The 16961-nt window shown below is 68.0% G+C and carries 21 protein-coding genes and 1 tRNA gene; 17 read left to right on the top strand and 5 right to left on the bottom strand.

What is annotated here, in order from left to right:
* Window positions 1-175: 175 nt before the first annotated feature.
* The gene (locus LCM15_RS08330; protein WP_224855320.1) at window positions 176-1831 is read left to right on the top strand and encodes a thiamine pyrophosphate-dependent enzyme; all 1656 of its coding nucleotides are present in this window, start codon (window positions 176-178) and stop codon (window positions 1829-1831) included.
* A 542-nt stretch (window positions 1832-2373) separates the two neighbouring features.
* Here LCM15_RS08330 and LCM15_RS08325 read toward each other — a convergent pair.
* Window positions 2374-2448 (bottom strand) — tRNA-Thr (locus LCM15_RS08325).
* A 100-nt stretch (window positions 2449-2548) separates the two neighbouring features.
* On the opposite strand from LCM15_RS08325, the gene LCM15_RS08320 reads away from it, so the two are divergent.
* The 14 genes from LCM15_RS08320 (at window position 2549) to LCM15_RS08255 (ending at window position 12405) form a co-directional block, all read left to right on the top strand.
* Window positions 2549-2707 (top strand): hypothetical protein, encoded by a 159-nt coding sequence (locus tag LCM15_RS08320; RefSeq protein WP_224855317.1) that lies wholly within the window; start codon window positions 2549-2551, stop codon window positions 2705-2707.
* Window positions 2708-2710: 3 nt separating this feature from the next.
* Window positions 2711-3982, top strand: a complete 1272-nt coding sequence (murA, locus tag LCM15_RS08315; protein ID WP_224855315.1) for a UDP-N-acetylglucosamine 1-carboxyvinyltransferase — start codon at window positions 2711-2713, stop codon at window positions 3980-3982.
* Window positions 3979-4443 carry a DUF2948 family protein gene (locus LCM15_RS08310; RefSeq protein ID WP_224855313.1) on the top strand — a complete coding sequence of 155 codons (465 nt, stop codon included), beginning with the start codon at window positions 3979-3981 and terminating at the stop codon, window positions 4441-4443. The genes murA and LCM15_RS08310 overlap by 4 nt, the downstream gene beginning before the upstream one ends.
* A 273-nt stretch (window positions 4444-4716) precedes the next feature.
* The gene (gene hisD / locus LCM15_RS08305) at window positions 4717-6018 is read left to right on the top strand and encodes a histidinol dehydrogenase (RefSeq protein WP_224855311.1); all 1302 of its coding nucleotides are present in this window, start codon (window positions 4717-4719) and stop codon (window positions 6016-6018) included.
* Between the two features lie 92 nt (window positions 6019-6110).
* A complete protein-coding gene (locus LCM15_RS08300; protein ID WP_224855309.1) occupies window positions 6111-6590 on the top strand; it encodes a UPF0262 family protein in 480 nt (159 codons plus the stop codon).
* A 3-nt stretch (window positions 6591-6593) separates the two neighbouring features.
* Entirely contained in the window at window positions 6594-7040 is a 447-nt protein-coding gene (locus tag LCM15_RS08295; RefSeq protein ID WP_007792585.1) for a low molecular weight phosphatase family protein, read from the top strand.
* A complete protein-coding gene (locus LCM15_RS08290) occupies window positions 7037-7435 on the top strand; it encodes a ketosteroid isomerase-related protein (protein ID WP_224855307.1) in 399 nt (132 codons plus the stop codon). Before LCM15_RS08295 ends, LCM15_RS08290 begins: the two co-directional genes overlap by 4 nt.
* Window positions 7435-8019, top strand: coding sequence for a GNAT family N-acetyltransferase (locus LCM15_RS08285; protein ID WP_224855305.1), 585 nt, complete (start codon window positions 7435-7437; stop codon window positions 8017-8019). The genes LCM15_RS08290 and LCM15_RS08285 overlap by 1 nt, the downstream gene beginning before the upstream one ends.
* Before the next feature lie 96 nt (window positions 8020-8115).
* Window positions 8116-9000 carry a carbon-nitrogen hydrolase family protein gene (locus tag LCM15_RS08280; protein WP_224855303.1) on the top strand — a complete coding sequence of 295 codons (885 nt, stop codon included), beginning with the start codon at window positions 8116-8118 and terminating at the stop codon, window positions 8998-9000.
* Between the two features lie 96 nt (window positions 9001-9096).
* On the top strand, window positions 9097-9315 hold the full coding sequence (gene infA, locus LCM15_RS08275) for a translation initiation factor IF-1 (protein WP_007792573.1): 219 nt from the start codon (window positions 9097-9099) through the stop codon (window positions 9313-9315).
* Between the two features lie 66 nt (window positions 9316-9381).
* Window positions 9382-9960: a Maf family protein gene (locus LCM15_RS08270; RefSeq protein ID WP_224855301.1), complete on the top strand. Its 579-nt coding sequence runs from the start codon at window positions 9382-9384 to the stop codon at window positions 9958-9960.
* A complete protein-coding gene (locus LCM15_RS08265; RefSeq protein ID WP_224855299.1) occupies window positions 9957-10973 on the top strand; it encodes a ribonuclease E/G in 1017 nt (338 codons plus the stop codon). Before LCM15_RS08270 ends, LCM15_RS08265 begins: the two co-directional genes overlap by 4 nt.
* Window positions 10970-11158, top strand: coding sequence for a DNA gyrase inhibitor YacG (locus LCM15_RS08260; RefSeq protein WP_224855297.1), 189 nt, complete (start codon window positions 10970-10972; stop codon window positions 11156-11158). The genes LCM15_RS08265 and LCM15_RS08260 overlap by 4 nt, the downstream gene beginning before the upstream one ends.
* On the top strand, window positions 11155-12405 hold the full coding sequence (locus LCM15_RS08255; protein WP_224855295.1) for an aminotransferase class V-fold PLP-dependent enzyme: 1251 nt from the start codon (window positions 11155-11157) through the stop codon (window positions 12403-12405). The genes LCM15_RS08260 and LCM15_RS08255 overlap by 4 nt, the downstream gene beginning before the upstream one ends.
* A gap of 189 nt (window positions 12406-12594) precedes the next feature.
* Here LCM15_RS08255 and LCM15_RS08250 read toward each other — a convergent pair whose 3' ends face one another.
* Window positions 12595-13983, bottom strand: a complete 1389-nt coding sequence (locus LCM15_RS08250; protein WP_224855293.1) for a trypsin-like peptidase domain-containing protein — start codon at window positions 13981-13983, stop codon at window positions 12595-12597.
* 121 nt (window positions 13984-14104) lie between these two features.
* Between LCM15_RS08250 and LCM15_RS08245 the strand changes: the two genes are divergently transcribed.
* Both LCM15_RS08245 and LCM15_RS08240 read left to right on the top strand, forming a co-directional pair.
* Window positions 14105-14305 (top strand): hypothetical protein, encoded by a 201-nt coding sequence (locus LCM15_RS08245; RefSeq protein WP_224855291.1) that lies wholly within the window; start codon window positions 14105-14107, stop codon window positions 14303-14305.
* Between the two features lie 10 nt (window positions 14306-14315).
* Complete coding sequence (locus tag LCM15_RS08240) at window positions 14316-14771, top strand: host attachment family protein (protein ID WP_224855289.1); 456 nt, start codon at window positions 14316-14318, stop codon at window positions 14769-14771.
* A 75-nt stretch (window positions 14772-14846) separates the two neighbouring features.
* On the opposite strand, the gene rplQ is transcribed toward LCM15_RS08240, so the two are convergent.
* The 3 genes from rplQ to rpsK form a co-directional block, all read right to left on the bottom strand.
* On the bottom strand, window positions 14847-15266 hold the full coding sequence (rplQ, locus tag LCM15_RS08235) for a 50S ribosomal protein L17 (protein WP_007792547.1): 420 nt from the start codon (window positions 15264-15266) through the stop codon (window positions 14847-14849).
* A 159-nt stretch (window positions 15267-15425) separates the two neighbouring features.
* The gene (locus LCM15_RS08230) at window positions 15426-16442 is read right to left on the bottom strand and encodes a DNA-directed RNA polymerase subunit alpha (RefSeq protein ID WP_007792545.1); all 1017 of its coding nucleotides are present in this window, start codon (window positions 16440-16442) and stop codon (window positions 15426-15428) included.
* Between the two features lie 115 nt (window positions 16443-16557).
* Window positions 16558-16950 carry a 30S ribosomal protein S11 gene (gene rpsK / locus LCM15_RS08225; protein WP_188789007.1) on the bottom strand — a complete coding sequence of 131 codons (393 nt, stop codon included), beginning with the start codon at window positions 16948-16950 and terminating at the stop codon, window positions 16558-16560.
* Window positions 16951-16961: the final 11 nt, after the last annotated feature.

The raw sequence follows: 16961 nt of genomic DNA, 5'->3' as shown, positions 1-16961 counted from the left end.
CTTTGCCAGCCTCTGGGTCGGGTGACCCGCGCCGCGGCCATGCCGCCCAGGGTCAGACATGAGACATACGGTCGGTGTCTTAACAAAGCGTTCTGGAGTGCCGCTTTTCGCAGTCTGCTTGCAGACGCGCGGGCATCGCCTACAAGTAAGACGTCAGAGCAAAGGGAGAGTGTCGATGGCGCGCAATGGTGGACAGCTGGTGGTGGACTGCCTTGTGGCCCTTGGGGCCCGCAGGGCGTTTGGCGTTCCGGGAGAGAGCTACCTTGCGGTGCTTGACGCGATGCACGACACCGGCGGCAAGCTCGATTTCGTCAACTGCCGGCAGGAGGGCGGGGCCGCCTTCATGGCGGCGGCGCACGGCAAGCTGACCGGCCAGCCCGGCATCTGTATGGTGACCCGCGGCCCCGGCGCGACCAACGCGTCGATCGGCGTGCACACCGCGATGCAGGACAGCGCGCCGATGATTCTCCTCGTCGGCCAGATCGGAACCGAGATGCGCGAGCGCGAGGCCTTTCAGGAGGTCAACTACCGCGCCGTCTTCGGCACCATGGCCAAGTGGGTGACCGAGATCGACGATGTCGCCCGGGTGCCCGAGATCCTGTCGCGGGCCTGGACCACAGCGACCACCGGCCGTCCCGGCCCGGTGGTCATCGCACTGCCAGAAGACATGCTGATGGCCGAGACCGAGGCGGCGCCCGTCTCCGGCCCGGTGCCGGTCTTCCCGCCCGAGCCCGCGCCGGCGGCGATGGCCGAGGCGATGGAGATGCTGCAGGGCGCCGAGCGGCCGCTGATCGTGCTCGGCGGCGCGCCGTGGGACCGCGAGGCGCAGGACGCGCTCAAGCGCTTTGCCGAAGGCTCGGATATCCCGGTGATCAGCTCGTTCCGCTATCAGGACCAGTTCGACAACGGCTCGGAGTGCTTCTGCGGCGACGCGGGCGTGGGCATGAGCGCCGCGACCAAGGCGCTGCTCGGGCAGGCGGACGTCATCCTCGCGCTGGGCACCCGCTTCGGCGAGAACATGACCGACGGCTACACGCTGCTGCAGGTGCCCGATCCGGTGCAGAAGATCGTCCACGTGATGGCCTCGGACCGCGAGATCGGCAAGGTCTACCGCCCGGCGCTGGGCATCCATGCCTGCCCGCAGCGCTTTGCGCTGGCGCTCGGCGAGGCGGTGCAGGGGGGCTGGGCCGACTGGCGGCGCAAGGCGCGCGAGGCCTATCTCGGCTTCATCGACAACGCCCCGGCGCAGCCCGGGCCGGTCGACATGGTGGCGGTCTGCGCACATCTGCGCGAGCGCCTCGAGGAGCAGGAGCTGGTCCTGACCAACGGCGCGGGCAACTTCACCGTCTGGCCCACCCGCTTCTTCCGGTTCCGCCCGGGGATGCGGCTGCTCGGGCCGCAATCGGGGGCTATGGGCTACGGCCTGCCGGCCGCAGTGGCGGCCAAGATCGAACGCCCCGATGCGACGGTGATCTGCTTCGCCGGCGATGGCGACATCCAGATGACCATGCAGGAGCTCGCCACCGCCCGTCAGGCCGGTGCGGCGGTGATCGTGATGGTGGTGAACAACGGCACCTACGGCACCATCCGCGCGCATCAGGAGCGCGAGTTTCCGGCCCGGGTCTCGGGCACCGAGCTGGTGAACCCGGATTTCGCCGCGCTGGCGCAGTCCTGCGGGTTGTACGGCGAGGTGGTCTCCGAGACCGCCGGGTTCGCCGAGGCGTTCGAGCGGGCGCTCGCGTCGCCCACCGGCGCGCTTCTGGAGCTGATCGTCGACAAGGAGGCGCTGACCCCCTACCGGACGCTGAGCCAGATCCGGAATGGCAGCTGACCGGTGGTTTGACGCTCGGTTTTGAACGGAGACGGTCTGGCTGCGAGGCCAGACCTGCCCGCCCGGGGCCGGGATATGGGACTTGGTAGCCGATATGGCGTTCGGCGATCAGCGTCGGCGCAGCATCGCCCTCTCGTGACCCGGCATCGGGAGGCCCGCCCGCCCCCGTGAGTCGCGGAGGAATCATCGCAGCTCGCGGAAGGCCACGCGCTTTTCGCGGGCGGAGGTCTCGGGCATTCCCCGGCAGATCGGCTTGCCGCCAGCCTCACACGAACGCATCAAACGTCAGAGCGTGTGGCGGTTCGTCGGTGTCGACGACGATCGGGTGACGGGCGCGGCGAGCGTGCGCCCGGGGCGCTGCGCTGAAACTGTTGATTGAGAAGAGCCGCAAGCGCCGCGCATCAAGCTGCGCCAGACCATCCCAAAACGGTCTGCGGCGTTGCTTTGTCGGGCGCGGGATCGAGCGCGAGCGCACGTGTGGCGCCCCGCACAGGCGCAGCGGCGCTGTGCATCCAAGTGACTGATATCGCTTTGGAAAGTTGTGGTGCTGCTGGAGAGAATTGAACTCTCGACCTCTCCCTTACCAAGGGAGTGCTCTACCTCTGAGCTACAGCAGCGCCGGTGCGCCTTGGTGGCGTGGCGGCGTCTCTAAAGGCAATTTCAGACGGGCGCAAGCGCAATCTGGACCCTTTTTTGCCCCTGCTTTAAAGAAGTGTCATGGAGCGCAAGACAGGCAGCACTAAAACCAAGGCAGAAGAGCGTGATGCGCGGCTGAAAGCGGCGCTCAAGGCGAATCTCGCCCGTCGAAAACAGCAGGCCAAGGCCCGCAGCGCGGAGAGCACCGTGCGCGATCAGAGCAGTGAAAAGGACAAATAGGACATGGATTCGATCATCGTCACAGGGAACGGGCCGCTGTCCGGCCAGATCCCCATCGCGGGCGCGAAGAATGCCTGTCTCACGCTGATGCCGGCAACGCTGCTCTCGGACGAACCGCTGACGCTGACAAACGCGCCGCGCCTGTCGGACATCCGCACCATGACGACGCTTCTGCAGTCGCTGGGGGCCGAGGTTCAGGCGCTGAACGAGGGGCAGGTGCTGGCGCTGTCGAGCCACGCGCTGACCTCGACCCGCGCCGAGTATGACATCGTGCGCAAGATGCGCGCCTCGATTCTCGTGCTTGGGCCGCTTCTGGCCAAGCACGGTCACGCAGAGGTGTCGCTGCCCGGCGGCTGCGCCATCGGCGCCCGCCCGGTCGATCTGCACCTGCGCGCGCTCGAGGCGTTGGGGGCCGAACTCGACCTGCGCGAGGGCTACGTGCACGCCAAGGCGCCGGCGGGCGGCCTCAGGGGCGGTGTCGTGGACTTCCCGCTGGTCTCGGTGGGCGCCACCGAGAACGCGCTGATGGCGGCGACGCTGGCGAAGGGCACCACGCTGATCAAGAACGCCGCGCGCGAGCCGGAAATCGTCGATCTGGCCCGCTGCCTTCAGAAGATGGGGGCGCAGATCTCGGGCGAGGGCACCGACACGATCGAGGTGCAGGGCGTCGAGAGCCTTGGCGGGGCGACCCACCGCGTGGTCACCGACCGCATCGAGCTGGGCACCTACATGCTCGCTCCGGCCATCGCCGGCGGCGAGGTCGAGTGCCTCGGCGGCACCATCGAGCTGGTGAAGAGCTTCTGCGAGACGCTCGACGCCGCCGGAATCGACATCGAAGAGACCGAGACCGGTCTCAAGGTCAGCCGCAAGAACGGCCGGGTGCGCGCGGTCGACGTGACCACCGAGCCGTTCCCCGGCTTTCCGACCGACCTGCAGGCGCAGATGATGGCGCTGCTCTGCACCGCCGAGGGCACCTCGGTGCTCGAGGAGAAGATCTTCGAGAATCGCTTCATGCACGCGCCCGAGCTGATGCGCATGGGCGCGCGCATCGACGTGCATGGCGGCACCGCCACCGTGACCGGGGTCGAGAAGCTCAAGGGCGCGCCGGTGATGGCCACCGATCTGCGCGCCAGCGTGTCGCTGATCCTCGCAGGGCTTGCGGCCGAAGGCGAAACCGTGGTCAACCGGGTCTACCATCTCGACCGCGGCTATGAACACGTGGTGCGCAAGCTCTCGGGCGTGGGCGCTAAGATCGAACGGGTGAGGAACGAGTGACCGACGCACGCTTTGAAGACGCCGCCGGCGCGCCGCTGAACCTCGGCGCCATGGACCCCGACGACCTGCAGGTGCTCTCGGCATTGCTGCAGGACGCGGTGCTGACCGTGGCCGATGTCGCCTGGCAGAAACGCCACCAGCGCCTGACCCTTCTGGTCAACCGACTGCGCCGCGAGGATGGCGTGCACGTCTCGCCGCCCGAGCGGGTGCGGGCGCTGCTCGCGGTCGAGAACGTGATCGGCGTGTCGAGCCAGGGCATCTCGCGCGATGACCCCGAACTGGTGCTGTCGATCCTCGCGGTAAGCTTCGAGCCGACCGAGGAGGGCGCGGGCCACGTGGTCTTCACCCTCGCCGGCGATGGTGCGCTGCGCGCCCAGGTCGAGGCGCTGGAGCTTCGCTTGAAGGACGTGACGCGGCCCTATCAGGCGGTGTCCGGCAAGACTCCGGATCACGAGCTGTAAATCGGCGCCCAGCCCCTTCCTCCCATACGCGAGGGGAGGGGGCCGGCGAAGGGTTGTTGTCGCGCGACCTGATTCCGCCGACACAGGGCCGATCTCGCGCCGGCGCTCCGGTGTCTGCCGCATGGCTCTCCCCGCCGGATCTGGCGCCGATTCTGTCTTTCGCCCGTCATCCCGGCCAGCCCAGCCGACCCGTCACCGGGATCGCGGTCCCAGACGCTTGAGGCGGGGGCGGGCAGGGGGTAAGAGGCGCGGGACAGCGAAAAGGACCGCGCCATGCCCGTTTTCCTCGACACCACCGATCCCGATTTCGAGATCGCGTTCTCCCGCCTGCTGACGGCCAAGCGCGAGGATAGCCCCGATGTCGACGACACGGTCGCGGCGATCATCGCCGACGTGCGGGCGCGTGGCGACGCGGCACTGGTCGACTATACCGCAAAATTCGACCGGCTCGAACTGACGCCCGACCGGCTGGCCTTCACGCCGGAGGAGATCGAGGCGGAATGCACCCGTGTGCCCGCCGATGAGCGCGCCGCGCTGGAGAAGGCCGCCGAACGCATCCGTGCCTATCACGTGCGCCAAGTGCCGGAAGATGCGCTCTGGACGGACCCGGACGGCGCCACCCTCGGCTGGCGCTGGACCCCGGTCGCGGCTGCCGGTCTCTACGTGCCGGGCGGGCTGGCGAGCTACCCGTCCTCGGTGCTGATGAACGCCATTCCCGCCAAGGTGGCCGGGGTCGAGCGGCTCTGCATCACCGTGCCGACGCCCGACGGCGTGGTGAACCCGCTGGTGCTCCTGGCGGCGCGCATTGCCGGCGTCGACGAGATCTACCGCCTCGGCGGCGCGCAGGCCATCGCAGCCCTCGCCTATGGCACCGAGACCGTGGCGCCGGTCGACAAGATTACCGGCCCCGGCAACGCCTTCGTCGCCGCCGCCAAGCGCCGGGTCTTCGGCAAGGTGGGCATCGACATGATTGCCGGCCCCTCCGAGATCCTCGTCATCGCCGATGCCGAGAACGATCCCGAGTTCATCGCCCTCGACCTGATGAGCCAGGCCGAGCACGACGAGAGCGCCCAGTCGATCCTCGTCACCACCGATGCCGCCTTCGGGCAGGCGGTCGCAGCCGAGGTCGAGCGCCAGATCGAGGTGCTCGAGCGCGGCGCCATCGCGGGTGCGAGCTGGCGCGATTTCGGCGCCATCATCGTGGCGCGCGATCTCGACGAGGCGGCGGCGCTGTCGGACCGGGTGGCGCCCGAGCACCTCGAGCTCTGCGTCGCCGACCCGCTGGCGCTGTCCGAGAAGATCCGCCATGCCGGTGCGATCTTCCTCGGCCAGTGGACGCCCGAGGCCATCGGCGATTATGTCGGCGGCCCCAATCACGTGCTGCCCACGGCGCGCTCGGCGCGGTTCTCCTCCGGTCTCTCGACCCTCGATTTCCTCAAGCGCACGACGCTCGCGCAGATGTCGCCGCAGGCGCTGCGCGCCATCGGCCCCGCCGCCGAGGTCCTCGCCACGTCCGAAAGCCTGCAGGCGCACGGCCTCAGCGTAACCGCGCGCCTGCGCAAGATGAACGAGTGAGCCTGCCGCCTGTGCCGCGGTTGCGGGTCAGGCGCATTGCAGTGTGATCCCGGGCGCGCTAAGCCTTTCGGGCCCGGGGAAGGACTGTGCTCATGAGCCACATCTCGCAGATCGATCTTGACGACGGCAACCTGCCGCCGCCCACGCCCGAGATCGAGCAGGAACGCCGTGTCGCCATGTTCGACCTGATGGAGGAGAACTCCTTCGCGCTCCCCGATCGCGACGGCCGCGAGGTGCCTGCCGGCCCCTACAAGCTGGGGCTGGCGATCCGCGAAAAGCGGCTGGTCTTCGACGTCGCCACCGAGGCGGGCGAGAAGGCGGCGGAGTTCCACCTCTCGCTGTCGCCCTTCCGGCAGGTGGTGAAGGACTACTTCCAGATCTGCAAAAGCTACTTCGACGCGGTCAAGACCGCGGCGCCGAGCCAGATCGAGACCATCGACATGGCCCGCCGCGGCATCCACAACGAGGGCGCGCGCATCCTGCAGGAGCGGCTCGAGGGCAAGGCCGAGGTCGATGACGACACCGCGCGCCGGCTCTTCACCCTCATCTGCGTGCTGCATTTCGGGGGCTGAGGCTTGGCCGGTCTGCCGCAATCGGTGCTGTTCTGCTGCGATCACAACGCAGTGCGCTCGCCCATGGCCGAAGGGATCATGAAGAAGCTCTACGGCTTCGACACCTACGTGCAGTCGGTGGGGGTGGTGAACGATCTCGACATCGACGGCTTCGCCATCGCGGTCTGCCGCGAGATCGGCGTCGAGCTCGACAAGCACCGCTCGCGCAGCTTCGAGGAGCTCGAGGAGATGGGCGAGGCGCTGTCGGGCTTCGACCTCATCGTCGCCATGTCGCCGGCCTCGCAGCGCGCCGCGCTCGACCTCACACGCTATTACCACCTGACGGTCGAATACTGGCCCGTCATGGACCCGACCGGCCTTGGCGAGAGCCGCGAGATGAAGCTCAACGCCTATCGCCAGACCCGCGACCAGATCACAGACAAGCTGAAGAGCAGATGGGGAGCCACATGAGCGCAACCGACACCATCCGGCGCTATTTCGACGCCTTCAACGCCAACGACACCGAGGCCATGCTGGCCTGCCTCGATGCCGAGGTGGCGCATCACGTCAACGAGGGGCAGGTGCGCACCGGCAAGACCAAGTTCGCCGAGTTCTGCGCCCACATGTCCCACTGCTATGACGAGCATCTCACCGACATGGTGGTGTTCGAGGCCGAAGGCGGCACCCGCGCCGCCGCCGAGTACACCGTCAACGGCACCTACCTCGCCACTGATGAGGGCCTTCCCGAGGCCAACGGCCAGACCTACCGCCTGCCGGCCGGCTCGTTCTTCACACTGAAGGACGACAAGATCACCCGCGTGGTCACCTATTACAACCTCGCGGACTGGATCCGGCAGGTCGGCTGATGCGGGTCGAGGTGCTGACCGGCGCGGCGCTCGAGGCCGCGCTCGACGAGGTGGCGCGGCTGCGCATCGCGGTGTTTCGCGACTGGCCCTATCTCTATGACGGCGATTTCGACTACGAGCGCGCCTACCTGCAGACCTACCGCGACAGCCCCGGCGCGGTGCTGGTCGGCGCCTTCGACGGCGACCGGCTCGTCGGCGCCGCCACCGGCACCCCGATGGAGGACCACGCCGACGACTTCGCCGCCGCCTTCGCCGGCACCGCGCTCGATCTCGACACGATCTTCTACTGTGCCGAATCAGTGCTGCTGCCCGGCTATCGCGGTCGCGGCGTCGGTCACCGGTTCTTCGACCTGCGCGAGGCCCATGCCCGCGCCATGGGGCGCACCCGCTCGGCCTTCTGCGCCGTCGAGCGCCCCGCCGATCACCCGCTGCGCCCCGTCGGCTACGCCCCGCTCGACCCGTTCTGGCGCAAGCGCGGCTACGAGACACTCGAGGGCGCCCGCGCGCATTTCCGATGGAAAGACCTCGACCAACCCGCTGAGACCGACCACCCCCTGCAGGTCTGGATCAAGGCCCTGACCTGAGCCGCCAGTAGACCACGCCCCGGTCTTCTTCTGGCCGAAAATATCCCGGGGTCCGGGGTGGAACCCCGGTCCGACGCCCGCAAAAGGATCCGCGCCATGAAACTCGCCACCGCCGCCTACAAGATGGATGTCCTCGACAGCTGGGAGGCTTATGCCGCCAAGCTCACCGCGTGGGTCGAGGACGCCGCCGGGCAGGGCGCCGACCTGCTGGTGTTCCCGGAATACGGCGCCATGGAACTGGCGACCCTGGCGGGCCTCGAGGTGGCGGGCGATCTCGAGGCCTCGCTGCACGCGGTCTCCGACGTGATGCCGCAGGTCGACGCGCTGCATTCCGAGCTGGCGCAGGCGCACGGCGTCCATATTCTCGCCGCCTCCGCCCCGGTCTTCGACCCCGCGATCGGCCCCCGCCCGGTCAACCGCGCCCGCTTCTTCGCGCCCTCCGGCGCCATGGGCCATCAGGACAAGCAGATCATGACCCGCTTCGAGCGCGAGGATTGGGGCGTGGTGGGCGGCGGGCCGCTGCATCTCTTCGACACCGCGCTTGGCAAGATCGGCATCCTGATCTGCTATGACAGCGAATACCCGTTGCTCGCCCGAGCCATGATGGAGGCGGACCTGATTCTCGTTCCCTCCTGCACCGAGGCGGCGCATGGCTACCATCGCGTGCGCATCGGCGCCATGGCGCGCGCGCTCGAGCAGCAATGCGTGACGGTGATGGCCTCGACCGTGGGCGAGTGCGACTGGTCCGAGGCGGTCGACACCAATTGCGGCATGGGCGGCATCTTCGGCCCGCCCGACACCGGCTTCCCCGCCGATGGCGTGCTGGCGCAGGGCGAGATGAACAGGCCCGGCTGGACCTATGCCACGCTCGATCTTGACGCCGTCCGCCGGGTCCGCAAGGATGGTGTCGTGCTCAACCGCGCCCACTGGGCAGAGCAGGTCGGGCGTGACAGCCCCGCCATCTTGCGGAGCCTTTCCTGATCCCTGCTGCAATGCGCCCTTGAATTATGCGCGAATTGAGCGCATATCGTGATCCGTTCCGCAGCGTTTGGCGGAACTGCAATCACAGGAGTGACCATGGCCAAGGAAGACATTCTCGAATTCCCCGGCGTCGTGAAGGAACTCCTGCCCAACGCGACATTCCGGGTCGAGCTCGAGAACGGCCATGAGATCATCGCGCACACGGCAGGCAAGATGCGCAAGAACCGCATCCGGGTTCTGGCAGGCGACCGCGTCCAGGTGGAAATGACCCCCTACGATCTGACCAAGGGTCGGATCAACTACCGCTTCAAGTAAGCCTTGCATGGGCCTGACGGTATTGGCGAAACCCGTAACGCGGGCAGCGTCCGCTCGGGTCCGCGCATGAAGCTCGTTCTGGGATCCGGCAGCCCGCGCCGGCGCGAATTGCTCGCGCATCTGGGCGTGGTCCCTGCCGACATCCGCCCCCCCGACATCGATGAGGATCCCCGTCGCGGTGAACTGCCGCGGCCCTATTGCGTGCGGCTTGCGCGCGAGAAGGCCGAGGCCATTCCCGCCGCTGCCGACGAGGTCGTGCTCTCTGCCGACACCACCGTGGCGTTGGGCCGGCGAATCTTGGGCAAGCCCGAGGACGAGAAGCAGGCGGCGGAATTCCTCACCGCGCTCTCCGGGCGCCGCCACCGGGTGATCACCGCCGTCGCGGTGCGCCGTGGCGACAAGGTCTGGGAACGCGACGTCGTCACGCAGGTCAAGATGAAGAGCCTCTCGAACGAGGAGCTCAACGCCTATCTGCAAAGCGGTGACTGGCGCGGCAAGGCCGGGGGCTACGGCATCCAGGGCATGGCGGGCGCCTTTATCCCGTGGATCGGCGGCAGCTTCACCGCCGTCGTCGGCCTGCCGCTCGCAGAGACCGCGAATCTGCTTCAAGCCGCCGGGTTCCCGCTCTACAAGTCGGCCCCATGAAGGGACGAACCATCGCATTGGACGAGCTCGACGGGACGGAAGCGGCAGCGCTGATCGTCGACGGCCAGCTCCACGATCTGCTCATCGACAGCGACCATCCGCGTCCGGGCACGATCTATCGCGCCGTGGCCCTGCGCCCGGTGAAAGGGCAGGGCGGCATGTTCCTGCGCACTCCGGACGGCAACGCCTTCCTGCGGCAGGTCAAGGGGCTCGCCCCCGGCGACGCGCTTCTGGTGCAGGTCACCGGCTTCGCCGAACCCGGCAAGGCCATTCCGGTGACCAGCCGTCTTCTGTTCAAGTCGCGCTACGCCATCGTTACCCCGGGCGCGCCGGGCATCAACGTCTCGCGCCAGATCAAGGATGACGACTTGCGCGACACGCTGCTCGGCATCGCGCACGAGGTGATGGAAGGCGATCACGGGCTGATCCTGCGCTCCTCCTGCGCCGCCGGCGATCCCGACGACATCGCCGAGGACATCGCCGCCATGATCCAGCTCGCGGCGCAGGTTCTGGCCGACACCAGCGGCGAGCCCGAGACGCTGGTCGAGGGCGACGGACCGCACGCGCTGGCCTGGCGCGAGTGGGAGAGCGACGAGGTCGACGGCACGCCCGGCAGCTTCGAGCGCCACAACGTGCTCGACGCGCTTGAGGATCTGCGCTCGCCGATGGTGGCGCTCCCGGGAGGCGGGTCGATGTGCATCGAGCCCACCCGCGCGCTGGTCGCCATCGACATCAACACCGGCAACGACACCTCGCCCGCCGCCGGGCTCAAGGCCAACATGGCGGCGCTGCGCGAACTGCCGCGGCAGCTTCGTCTGCGCGGGCTGGGCGGCCAGATCCTCGTCGATCCGGCCCCGGCCCCCAAGAAGGACCGCCGCCAGATGGAGCAGGTGCTGCGCGCCGCGCTCAAGCAGGACGCCACCGAGACCATTCTCGCCGGCTGGACCCAGCTTGGCCTGATGGAGCTGCAGCGCAAGCGCGAGCGGATGCCGCTGCGCGAGGTGCTGACATGAGCTGTCCGATCTGCGGCAAGCCGACCGAGGCGGCCTACCGCCCGTTCTGCTCGAAACGCTGCGCCGATATCGACCTCGCCAAATGGGTCTCGGGCAGCTACGCCATCCCGTCCACCGATCCCGAGGATATCGAGGGGGCCATCGAGGCCGCCGAGAAGGCCCGGCAAGAGGAAACCAAGCATTGACCACCATCACCCCCGAGCTGCTCACCGAGATCCGGTCGAAATTCGCCCATGTGGAGGCCTGCCCCTTCACCGGCCCGCGGGTGTTCTTCGAGAACGCCGGCGGCGCGCTGACGCTGAACTCCGTGGTCGAGACCTCGGCCCGTTTCGCCGCGATCCCCGACAACCAGGGCCGCGACAACGCGGCCTCCGCCGCGCTCGGTGAGATCATCGCTAAGGCCCGGGAAGACGCGGCGACCTTCTTCAATGCGCCCGGTGGCAAGGTCTTCGTCGGCGAAAGCGGCACTGAGCTGCTGTTCCGGCTGATCGCGGATGCCTGCCTCGGCACGCCCGAGGGCATCGTGCTGGGCTCCACTGTCGAACACCCGGCCTCGCGCAGCGCCTGCGCCCGCTGGGCCGAGGTGGCAGGCAAGCGCCACGTGCTGGTCGCCCATGACGACGCCACCGGCGTCGTGACGCCCGAGGCCTATGCCGAGGCCGTGACCGCCGACACCCGCGTCGCCACCATCCTGCACACCTCGCCGGTCACCGGCATGGGCATGGACGTGGCCGGCATCGCCGGGGCGATCCGCGCCAAGGCGCCCGAGGCGTTGATCATCGTCGATGGCATCCAGCACGCCTGCCACGGCGGCATCGACATCGCCTCCTATGACATCGACGGCTACGTGGTGTCGCCCTACAAGGTGTTCTCGCGCCACGGCTACGGCGTGGCCTGGGCCTCCGACCGGCTCAGCGCGCTGCAGCACGACGCGCTCGTGGGCGGCCCCGAGGGCAACTGGGAGCTCGGCACCCGCGACACCGGCGCCTACGCCACCTTCTCGGACGTGGTCGAGTATTTCGAATGGCTGGGCAGCCGGGTGTCCGACGCCACCGACCCGCGCGCGCGGATCAAGGCGGCGGGCCGCGCGATCCATGACCACGAGGCGGCGCTCACCAACGCCATGCTGCACGGCACCGGAAACCTGCCGGGGCTGGCGGAGATGGAGGGCGTGCGCATCGTCGGCGGCGCCGACAACCCCGCCCGCGAGGGGCTGGTGAGCTTCTACGTCGCAGGGCGTGCGTCGCCTGAGCTGGTCTCGGCGCTGTCGGAGCACGGCATCCGCACCCATACCCGCAAGGCGGATCACTACTCGGGCAACATCCTCACGCCGCTCGGCCAGTCCGATTGCGTGCGCGTGTCGCTGGCGCATTACAACACCGAGGCCGAGGTCGCGGCCTTCCTGTCCGCGGTCAAGCGGATCCTCGACTAAACACTGAGCCTCACGCTTGCAGTGGGGGCGCTGCCCCCGCCGCGGCAAGCCGCGACTCCCCCGAGGTATTTGAAAACCAGAGAAGGGCAGGGCGCGGCGCCCCTATCTTCTCTTCGTCAAAAATACTCCCGCCGGAGGCGTCTGACCGTGACGTCCGCGCCAGCCCTGGGGGAGGGGCGGGCCTCCGGGTCAGGTGCGGAAGCGCAAGAGAACCCGGCGGCTGCCGCGGAGTGCGTCGATGGCCACGCGCGGGGCGGCGCGGCGGAGCAGGCGGTCGACCCCGCCCGGATCGGTGACGGCGCGACCGTCGATCTTCAGCACGATATCGCCGCGGCGCAGGCCGATGCGGGCGGCATAGGGGCCGGGCTCGGTGACCACGACGCCTTCGGCGGACATCGGCAGATCGAGCTCCGTGGCCACCGCCGGGTTCACCCGCGCCAGCGCCAGTCCCGGCAGCACGGCGCGCTCGCCCAGTGTCACGGCATCGCGCGGCGGGGTCTCGGGCGCGGTGATCATCTCGACCTCCGCCTCGTGCGTTTCGCCGTCCTGCAGGAAGCGGATGCGGGCCACGTGACCGAGACCGGCCACGGACATGCGGAAGATCATCTCGGGCGGGGTGTTGACCGGCTGGCCATCCACCGCGAGCACCACGTCACCGACGCCGAGCCCGGCCTTGGCAAACGGGCTCTCGGGGTGGATGGCGGCGATCAGCACGCCGCCGGGCAGGCCGAGCCCGAGGCTTTCCGACAGGTCCGCATCCACCGGCTGGCCGGTCATCCCGGCCCAGGGCCGGGCGAAGCCCGCATTGCCGGCGCGGGCCTGCTCCACGAACTGCGCCACCAGCGCCGAGGGGATTGCGAAGCCGATGCCGTTGGAGCCGCCCGAGCGGGTGAGGATCGAGGTGTTTACCCCGATCAGGTCGCCGTTCACATCGATCAAAGCGCCGCCGGAATTGCCCGGGTTGATCGGCGCGTCGGTCTGGATGAAGTAGCCCCGCGCGTTGCCGGTGGCGGTGCCGGAGCGCGCCAGCCCCGAGACGATGCCCGAGGTCACGGTCTGGCCGACGCCGAAGGGGTTGCCGATGGCCAGCACCAGCTCGCCCACCTCGACCGTGTCGCTGTCGCGCAGCGCCAGATGCGGCATGTCGCTGGCGCCCTCGAGCTTGAGGATGGCGAGGTCGGATTCCTCGTCGCCGAGCAGCACGCTCGCGGCGTATTCCTCGCCGGTGTTGAGCACCACGCGGATGTCTGTGGCCTGCCCGACCACGTGGTAGTTCGACACCACGACGCCATCGTCCGAGAGGATCACGCCCGAGCCCAGTGAGTTCTGCACCCGCGGCCGGCCGCCGAAGTCGCGGAACAGGTTGCCGAAGAGCGGATCGCCCGCGAACGGGCTGCGGGTCTCGACTGTGCGGCTGGCATAGATGTTCACCACCGCGGGGGTGGCCTGCTTCACCAGCGGCACGAAACTGAGCGAGATCTCGGCCTGGCTGTCGGGCACCCGGGTCTCGGCGAGGGCAATGCTGGCGGTGAGCGAGAGGGCGAGGGCGGCAAGCGCTGCGACGACGGTGCGAAGCATGGGACGATCCTTCTGTGCGTGTTCGATATGCCCGCCCCGGCGGTCGGTTTCAAGCCGGGGCGACGGAACGCGGAAAGCGCTATCCGCGTTGTCAGAGCACAACCAAGGAAAGGAGCCTCTCATGCCCGAGCGCCACAGATCCGAGGACGGTCGCCGCGAGACCGAGGAGTACACCGACAGCACCGAGACCCCTGACCAGCAGGGCCGCGCCGGCGGCACGACCGAGCGGCAGGTCGGGACCCGCGACCTGCTCAAGCGGGCCGAACAGGACCGCCCCGGTGCGACGCGCGTGCGCAAGTCGGAAGAGAAACAGAGCGACTGAGGAGACGACGATGACCACACTGAAAAAGGGCACTTGGGTGGTGGTGACCGACAGTGAGAAGGCGCTCTTCCTGCGCAACCTCACCGATCACGACGATCCCAATCTGAACGTGTTCGACGAGGAGGAGCAGGAGAACCCCTCCGACCGCGAGCAGGGGGCGAACAAGCCGGGCCGCATGCCCGACACCGGCGTCGGGCAGCGCTCGTCGATGGACGACACCGACTGGCACCAGCTGCAGAAAGAGCGCTTCGCCGCTGATCTGGCCGATCACCTCTACAAGGAGGCGCACAAGGGCGCGTTCGACGAGCTGGTGCTGGTCGCCTCGCCGCAGGTGCTGGGCGATCTGCGCCGGGAGCTGCACAAGGAAGTCGCCGACAAGGTCGTCGCCGAAGTGCCGAAGACCCTGACCAATCACCCGGTCGACAAGATCGAGGCGCTGGTCAAAAAAGAGCTCGACGCCGCCTGAGCGCGCGACAGCACACAAGAAAAAAGGCGCCGCAGGGATCTGCGGCGCCTTTCTTTTGGTCGCGTGTCGCGAGGATTACTCCTCAGCGGCCTCGAGCTCTGCGAGGCGGGCCTTGTCGGCTGCGCCCTTGGCGTCGACGTCGCGGTCGACCAGCTCGATGATCGCCATCGGCGCCATGTCACCGTAACGGAAGCCGGCCTTCAGCACGCGGCAGTAGCCGCCCGAACGCTCGGCGTAGCGCGGGCCGAGCACTTCGAACAGCTTCGCGACGTCCTTGTCCTGCTTCAGCTGGGCAGCGGCCTGACGGCGGGCGTGCACGTCGCCGCGCTTGCCGAGGGTGATCAGCTTGTCGATGACGCGCTTGAGTTCCTTGGCCTTGGGCAGGGTGGTCTTGATCTGTTCGTGCTCGATCAGCGAGCCGGCCATGTTTGCCCACAGTGCCTTGCGGTGCTCGTGGGTGCGGTTGAGGCGGCGGTAGCCTTTTGCGTGACGCATGTCTCTTTACTCCGATATGCCCTCTACGGGCGGTTTTGCTTTGTCAGGCGGCCCATGCGTTGCGGACCGCTCACCTTGGGGCAGATGCCCGGATCCCCTTGCGGGGGCGGAAACGGGGCGCCCTCTCACCGCGCCCCGTCCCGTATCTTTAAGAGGCTCTTAGAACTGGTCTTCGAGCTTCTTGGCGAGATCTTCGATGTTGTCCGGCGGCCAGTCCTCGACATCCATGCCGAGGTGCAGACCCATGGAGGACAGCACTTCCTTGATCTCGTTCAGCGACTTGCGGCCGAAGTTCGGGGTGCGGAGCATCTCGGCTTCGGTCTTCTGGATCAGGTCGCCGATATAGACGATGTTGTCGTTCTTCAGGCAGTTCGCCGAACGCACCGACAGTTCGAGCTCGTCGACCTTCTTGAGAAGGAGCGGGTTGAACTCGAGACCATCGTCCTCGTCCTGACGGCCAGCCGCTTCGGGCTCGTCGAAGTTGACGAAGATCGACAGCTGGTCCTGCAGGATGCGGGCCGCAAAGGCGATCGCGTCCTCGGGCGTGACCGAGCCGTCGGTCTCGACCTTCATGGTCAGCTTGTCGTAGTCGAGAACCTGGCCCTCACGGGTCGGCTGCACCTCGTAAGCGACGCGCTTGACCGGCGAGTAGATCGCATCGATCGGGATCAGGCCGATGGGCGCGTCTTCCGGCTTGTTCTTGTCGGCAGACACGTAGCCCTTGCCGGTGTTCACCGTGAGCTCGACATAGAGATCGGCGCCATCGTCGAGGTGGCAGATCACGTGATCCTTGTTGAGCACCTCGATGCCGGCGGTCTCGGCGATGTCACCGGCGGTGACGGCGCCCGGGCCGGTGGCGTTGATCGAGAGCCGCTTGGGGCCTTCGACTTCCATGCGCAGCGAGACGCCCTTGAGGTTCAGGACGATGTCGGTGACATCTTCACGGACGCCCGCGACAGACGAGAATTCGTGCAGAACATTGTCGATCTGCACGCTCGTGATGGCCGCACCCTGAAGGCTCGACAGCAGCACCCGGCGCAGCGCGTTGCCAAGGGTCAGACCGAAGCCGCGCTCGAGCGGCTCGGCGACGACGGTGGCCACGCGGCTCGGGTCGGCGCCGGGGCGAACCTCCAGCTGGGTTGGCTTGATCAGTTCAGCCCAGTTCTTGTGGATCATGCGTCCCTCCATTCCTGTCCGTGCCCCATGTCCAAAGGCTCAGACGCCCGAGGTTGAAATGACGTAAGGCGGGGCCCCGCTCGACGGCAGGGCCCCACCTTGTTGTAGCGATAGATCAGACGCGGCGGCGCTTCGGCGGGCGGCAGCCGTTGTGTGCGATCGGCGTCACGTCGCGGATCGACGTGATGTTGAAGCCTGCGGCGGCCAGCGCGCGCAGGGCCGATTCACGGCCCGAGCCGGGGCCTTGGACTTCGACTTCCAGCGTCTTCACGCCGTGTTCCTGCGCTTTCTTGCCGGCGTCTTCTGCGGCCAGCTGAGCAGCGTAGGGAGTCGATTTCCGCGAGCCCTTGAAGCCCATGGTGCCGGCGGACGACCAGGAGATCGCATTGCCTTGCACGTCCGAGATCAGGATCTTGGTGTTGTTGAACGAAGAGTTCACATGCGCCACGCCTGCGGCGATGTTCTTGGAGACCTTCTTCTTGCCTCCGCGACGGGTATCACGTGCCATATCGAGTAGCC

Origin of the sequence: Salipiger bermudensis (genome assembly GCF_020171625.1) — a bacterium.
Classification (GTDB): Bacteria; Pseudomonadota; Alphaproteobacteria; order Rhodobacterales; family Rhodobacteraceae; genus Salipiger; species Salipiger bermudensis_B.
This window is presented reverse-complemented; position numbering and strand designations above follow the sequence as displayed.

What these genes read in the sequence shown, in the direction of transcription:
- LCM15_RS08230 (WP_007792545.1), bottom strand. Translation starts at nt 16,442, where the DNA reads ATGATCCACAAGAACTGGGCTGAACTGATCAAGCCAACCCAGCTGGAG.
- LCM15_RS08285 (WP_224855305.1), top strand. Translation starts at nt 7,435, where the DNA reads ATGCGGGTCGAGGTGCTGACCGGCGCGGCGCTCGAGGCCGCGCTCGAC.
- LCM15_RS08250 (WP_224855293.1), bottom strand. Translation starts at nt 13,983, where the DNA reads ATGCTTCGCACCGTCGTCGCAGCGCTTGCCGCCCTCGCCCTCTCGCTC.
- LCM15_RS08265 (WP_224855299.1), top strand. Translation starts at nt 9,957, where the DNA reads ATGAAGGGACGAACCATCGCATTGGACGAGCTCGACGGGACGGAAGCG.
- murA (WP_224855315.1), top strand. Translation starts at nt 2,711, where the DNA reads ATGGATTCGATCATCGTCACAGGGAACGGGCCGCTGTCCGGCCAGATC.
- LCM15_RS08280 (WP_224855303.1), top strand. Translation starts at nt 8,116, where the DNA reads ATGAAACTCGCCACCGCCGCCTACAAGATGGATGTCCTCGACAGCTGG.
- LCM15_RS08330 (WP_224855320.1), top strand. Translation starts at nt 176, where the DNA reads ATGGCGCGCAATGGTGGACAGCTGGTGGTGGACTGCCTTGTGGCCCTT.
- hisD (WP_224855311.1), top strand. Translation starts at nt 4,717, where the DNA reads ATGCCCGTTTTCCTCGACACCACCGATCCCGATTTCGAGATCGCGTTC.
- rpsK (WP_188789007.1), bottom strand. Translation starts at nt 16,950, where the DNA reads ATGGCACGTGATACCCGTCGCGGAGGCAAGAAGAAGGTCTCCAAGAAC.
- LCM15_RS08240 (WP_224855289.1), top strand. Translation starts at nt 14,316, where the DNA reads ATGACCACACTGAAAAAGGGCACTTGGGTGGTGGTGACCGACAGTGAG.
- LCM15_RS08245 (WP_224855291.1), top strand. Translation starts at nt 14,105, where the DNA reads ATGCCCGAGCGCCACAGATCCGAGGACGGTCGCCGCGAGACCGAGGAG.
- rplQ (WP_007792547.1), bottom strand. Translation starts at nt 15,266, where the DNA reads ATGCGTCACGCAAAAGGCTACCGCCGCCTCAACCGCACCCACGAGCAC.
- LCM15_RS08300 (WP_224855309.1), top strand. Translation starts at nt 6,111, where the DNA reads ATGAGCCACATCTCGCAGATCGATCTTGACGACGGCAACCTGCCGCCG.
- LCM15_RS08290 (WP_224855307.1), top strand. Translation starts at nt 7,037, where the DNA reads ATGAGCGCAACCGACACCATCCGGCGCTATTTCGACGCCTTCAACGCC.
- LCM15_RS08320 (WP_224855317.1), top strand. Translation starts at nt 2,549, where the DNA reads ATGGAGCGCAAGACAGGCAGCACTAAAACCAAGGCAGAAGAGCGTGAT.
- infA (WP_007792573.1), top strand. Translation starts at nt 9,097, where the DNA reads ATGGCCAAGGAAGACATTCTCGAATTCCCCGGCGTCGTGAAGGAACTC.
- LCM15_RS08270 (WP_224855301.1), top strand. Translation starts at nt 9,382, where the DNA reads ATGAAGCTCGTTCTGGGATCCGGCAGCCCGCGCCGGCGCGAATTGCTC.
- LCM15_RS08260 (WP_224855297.1), top strand. Translation starts at nt 10,970, where the DNA reads ATGAGCTGTCCGATCTGCGGCAAGCCGACCGAGGCGGCCTACCGCCCG.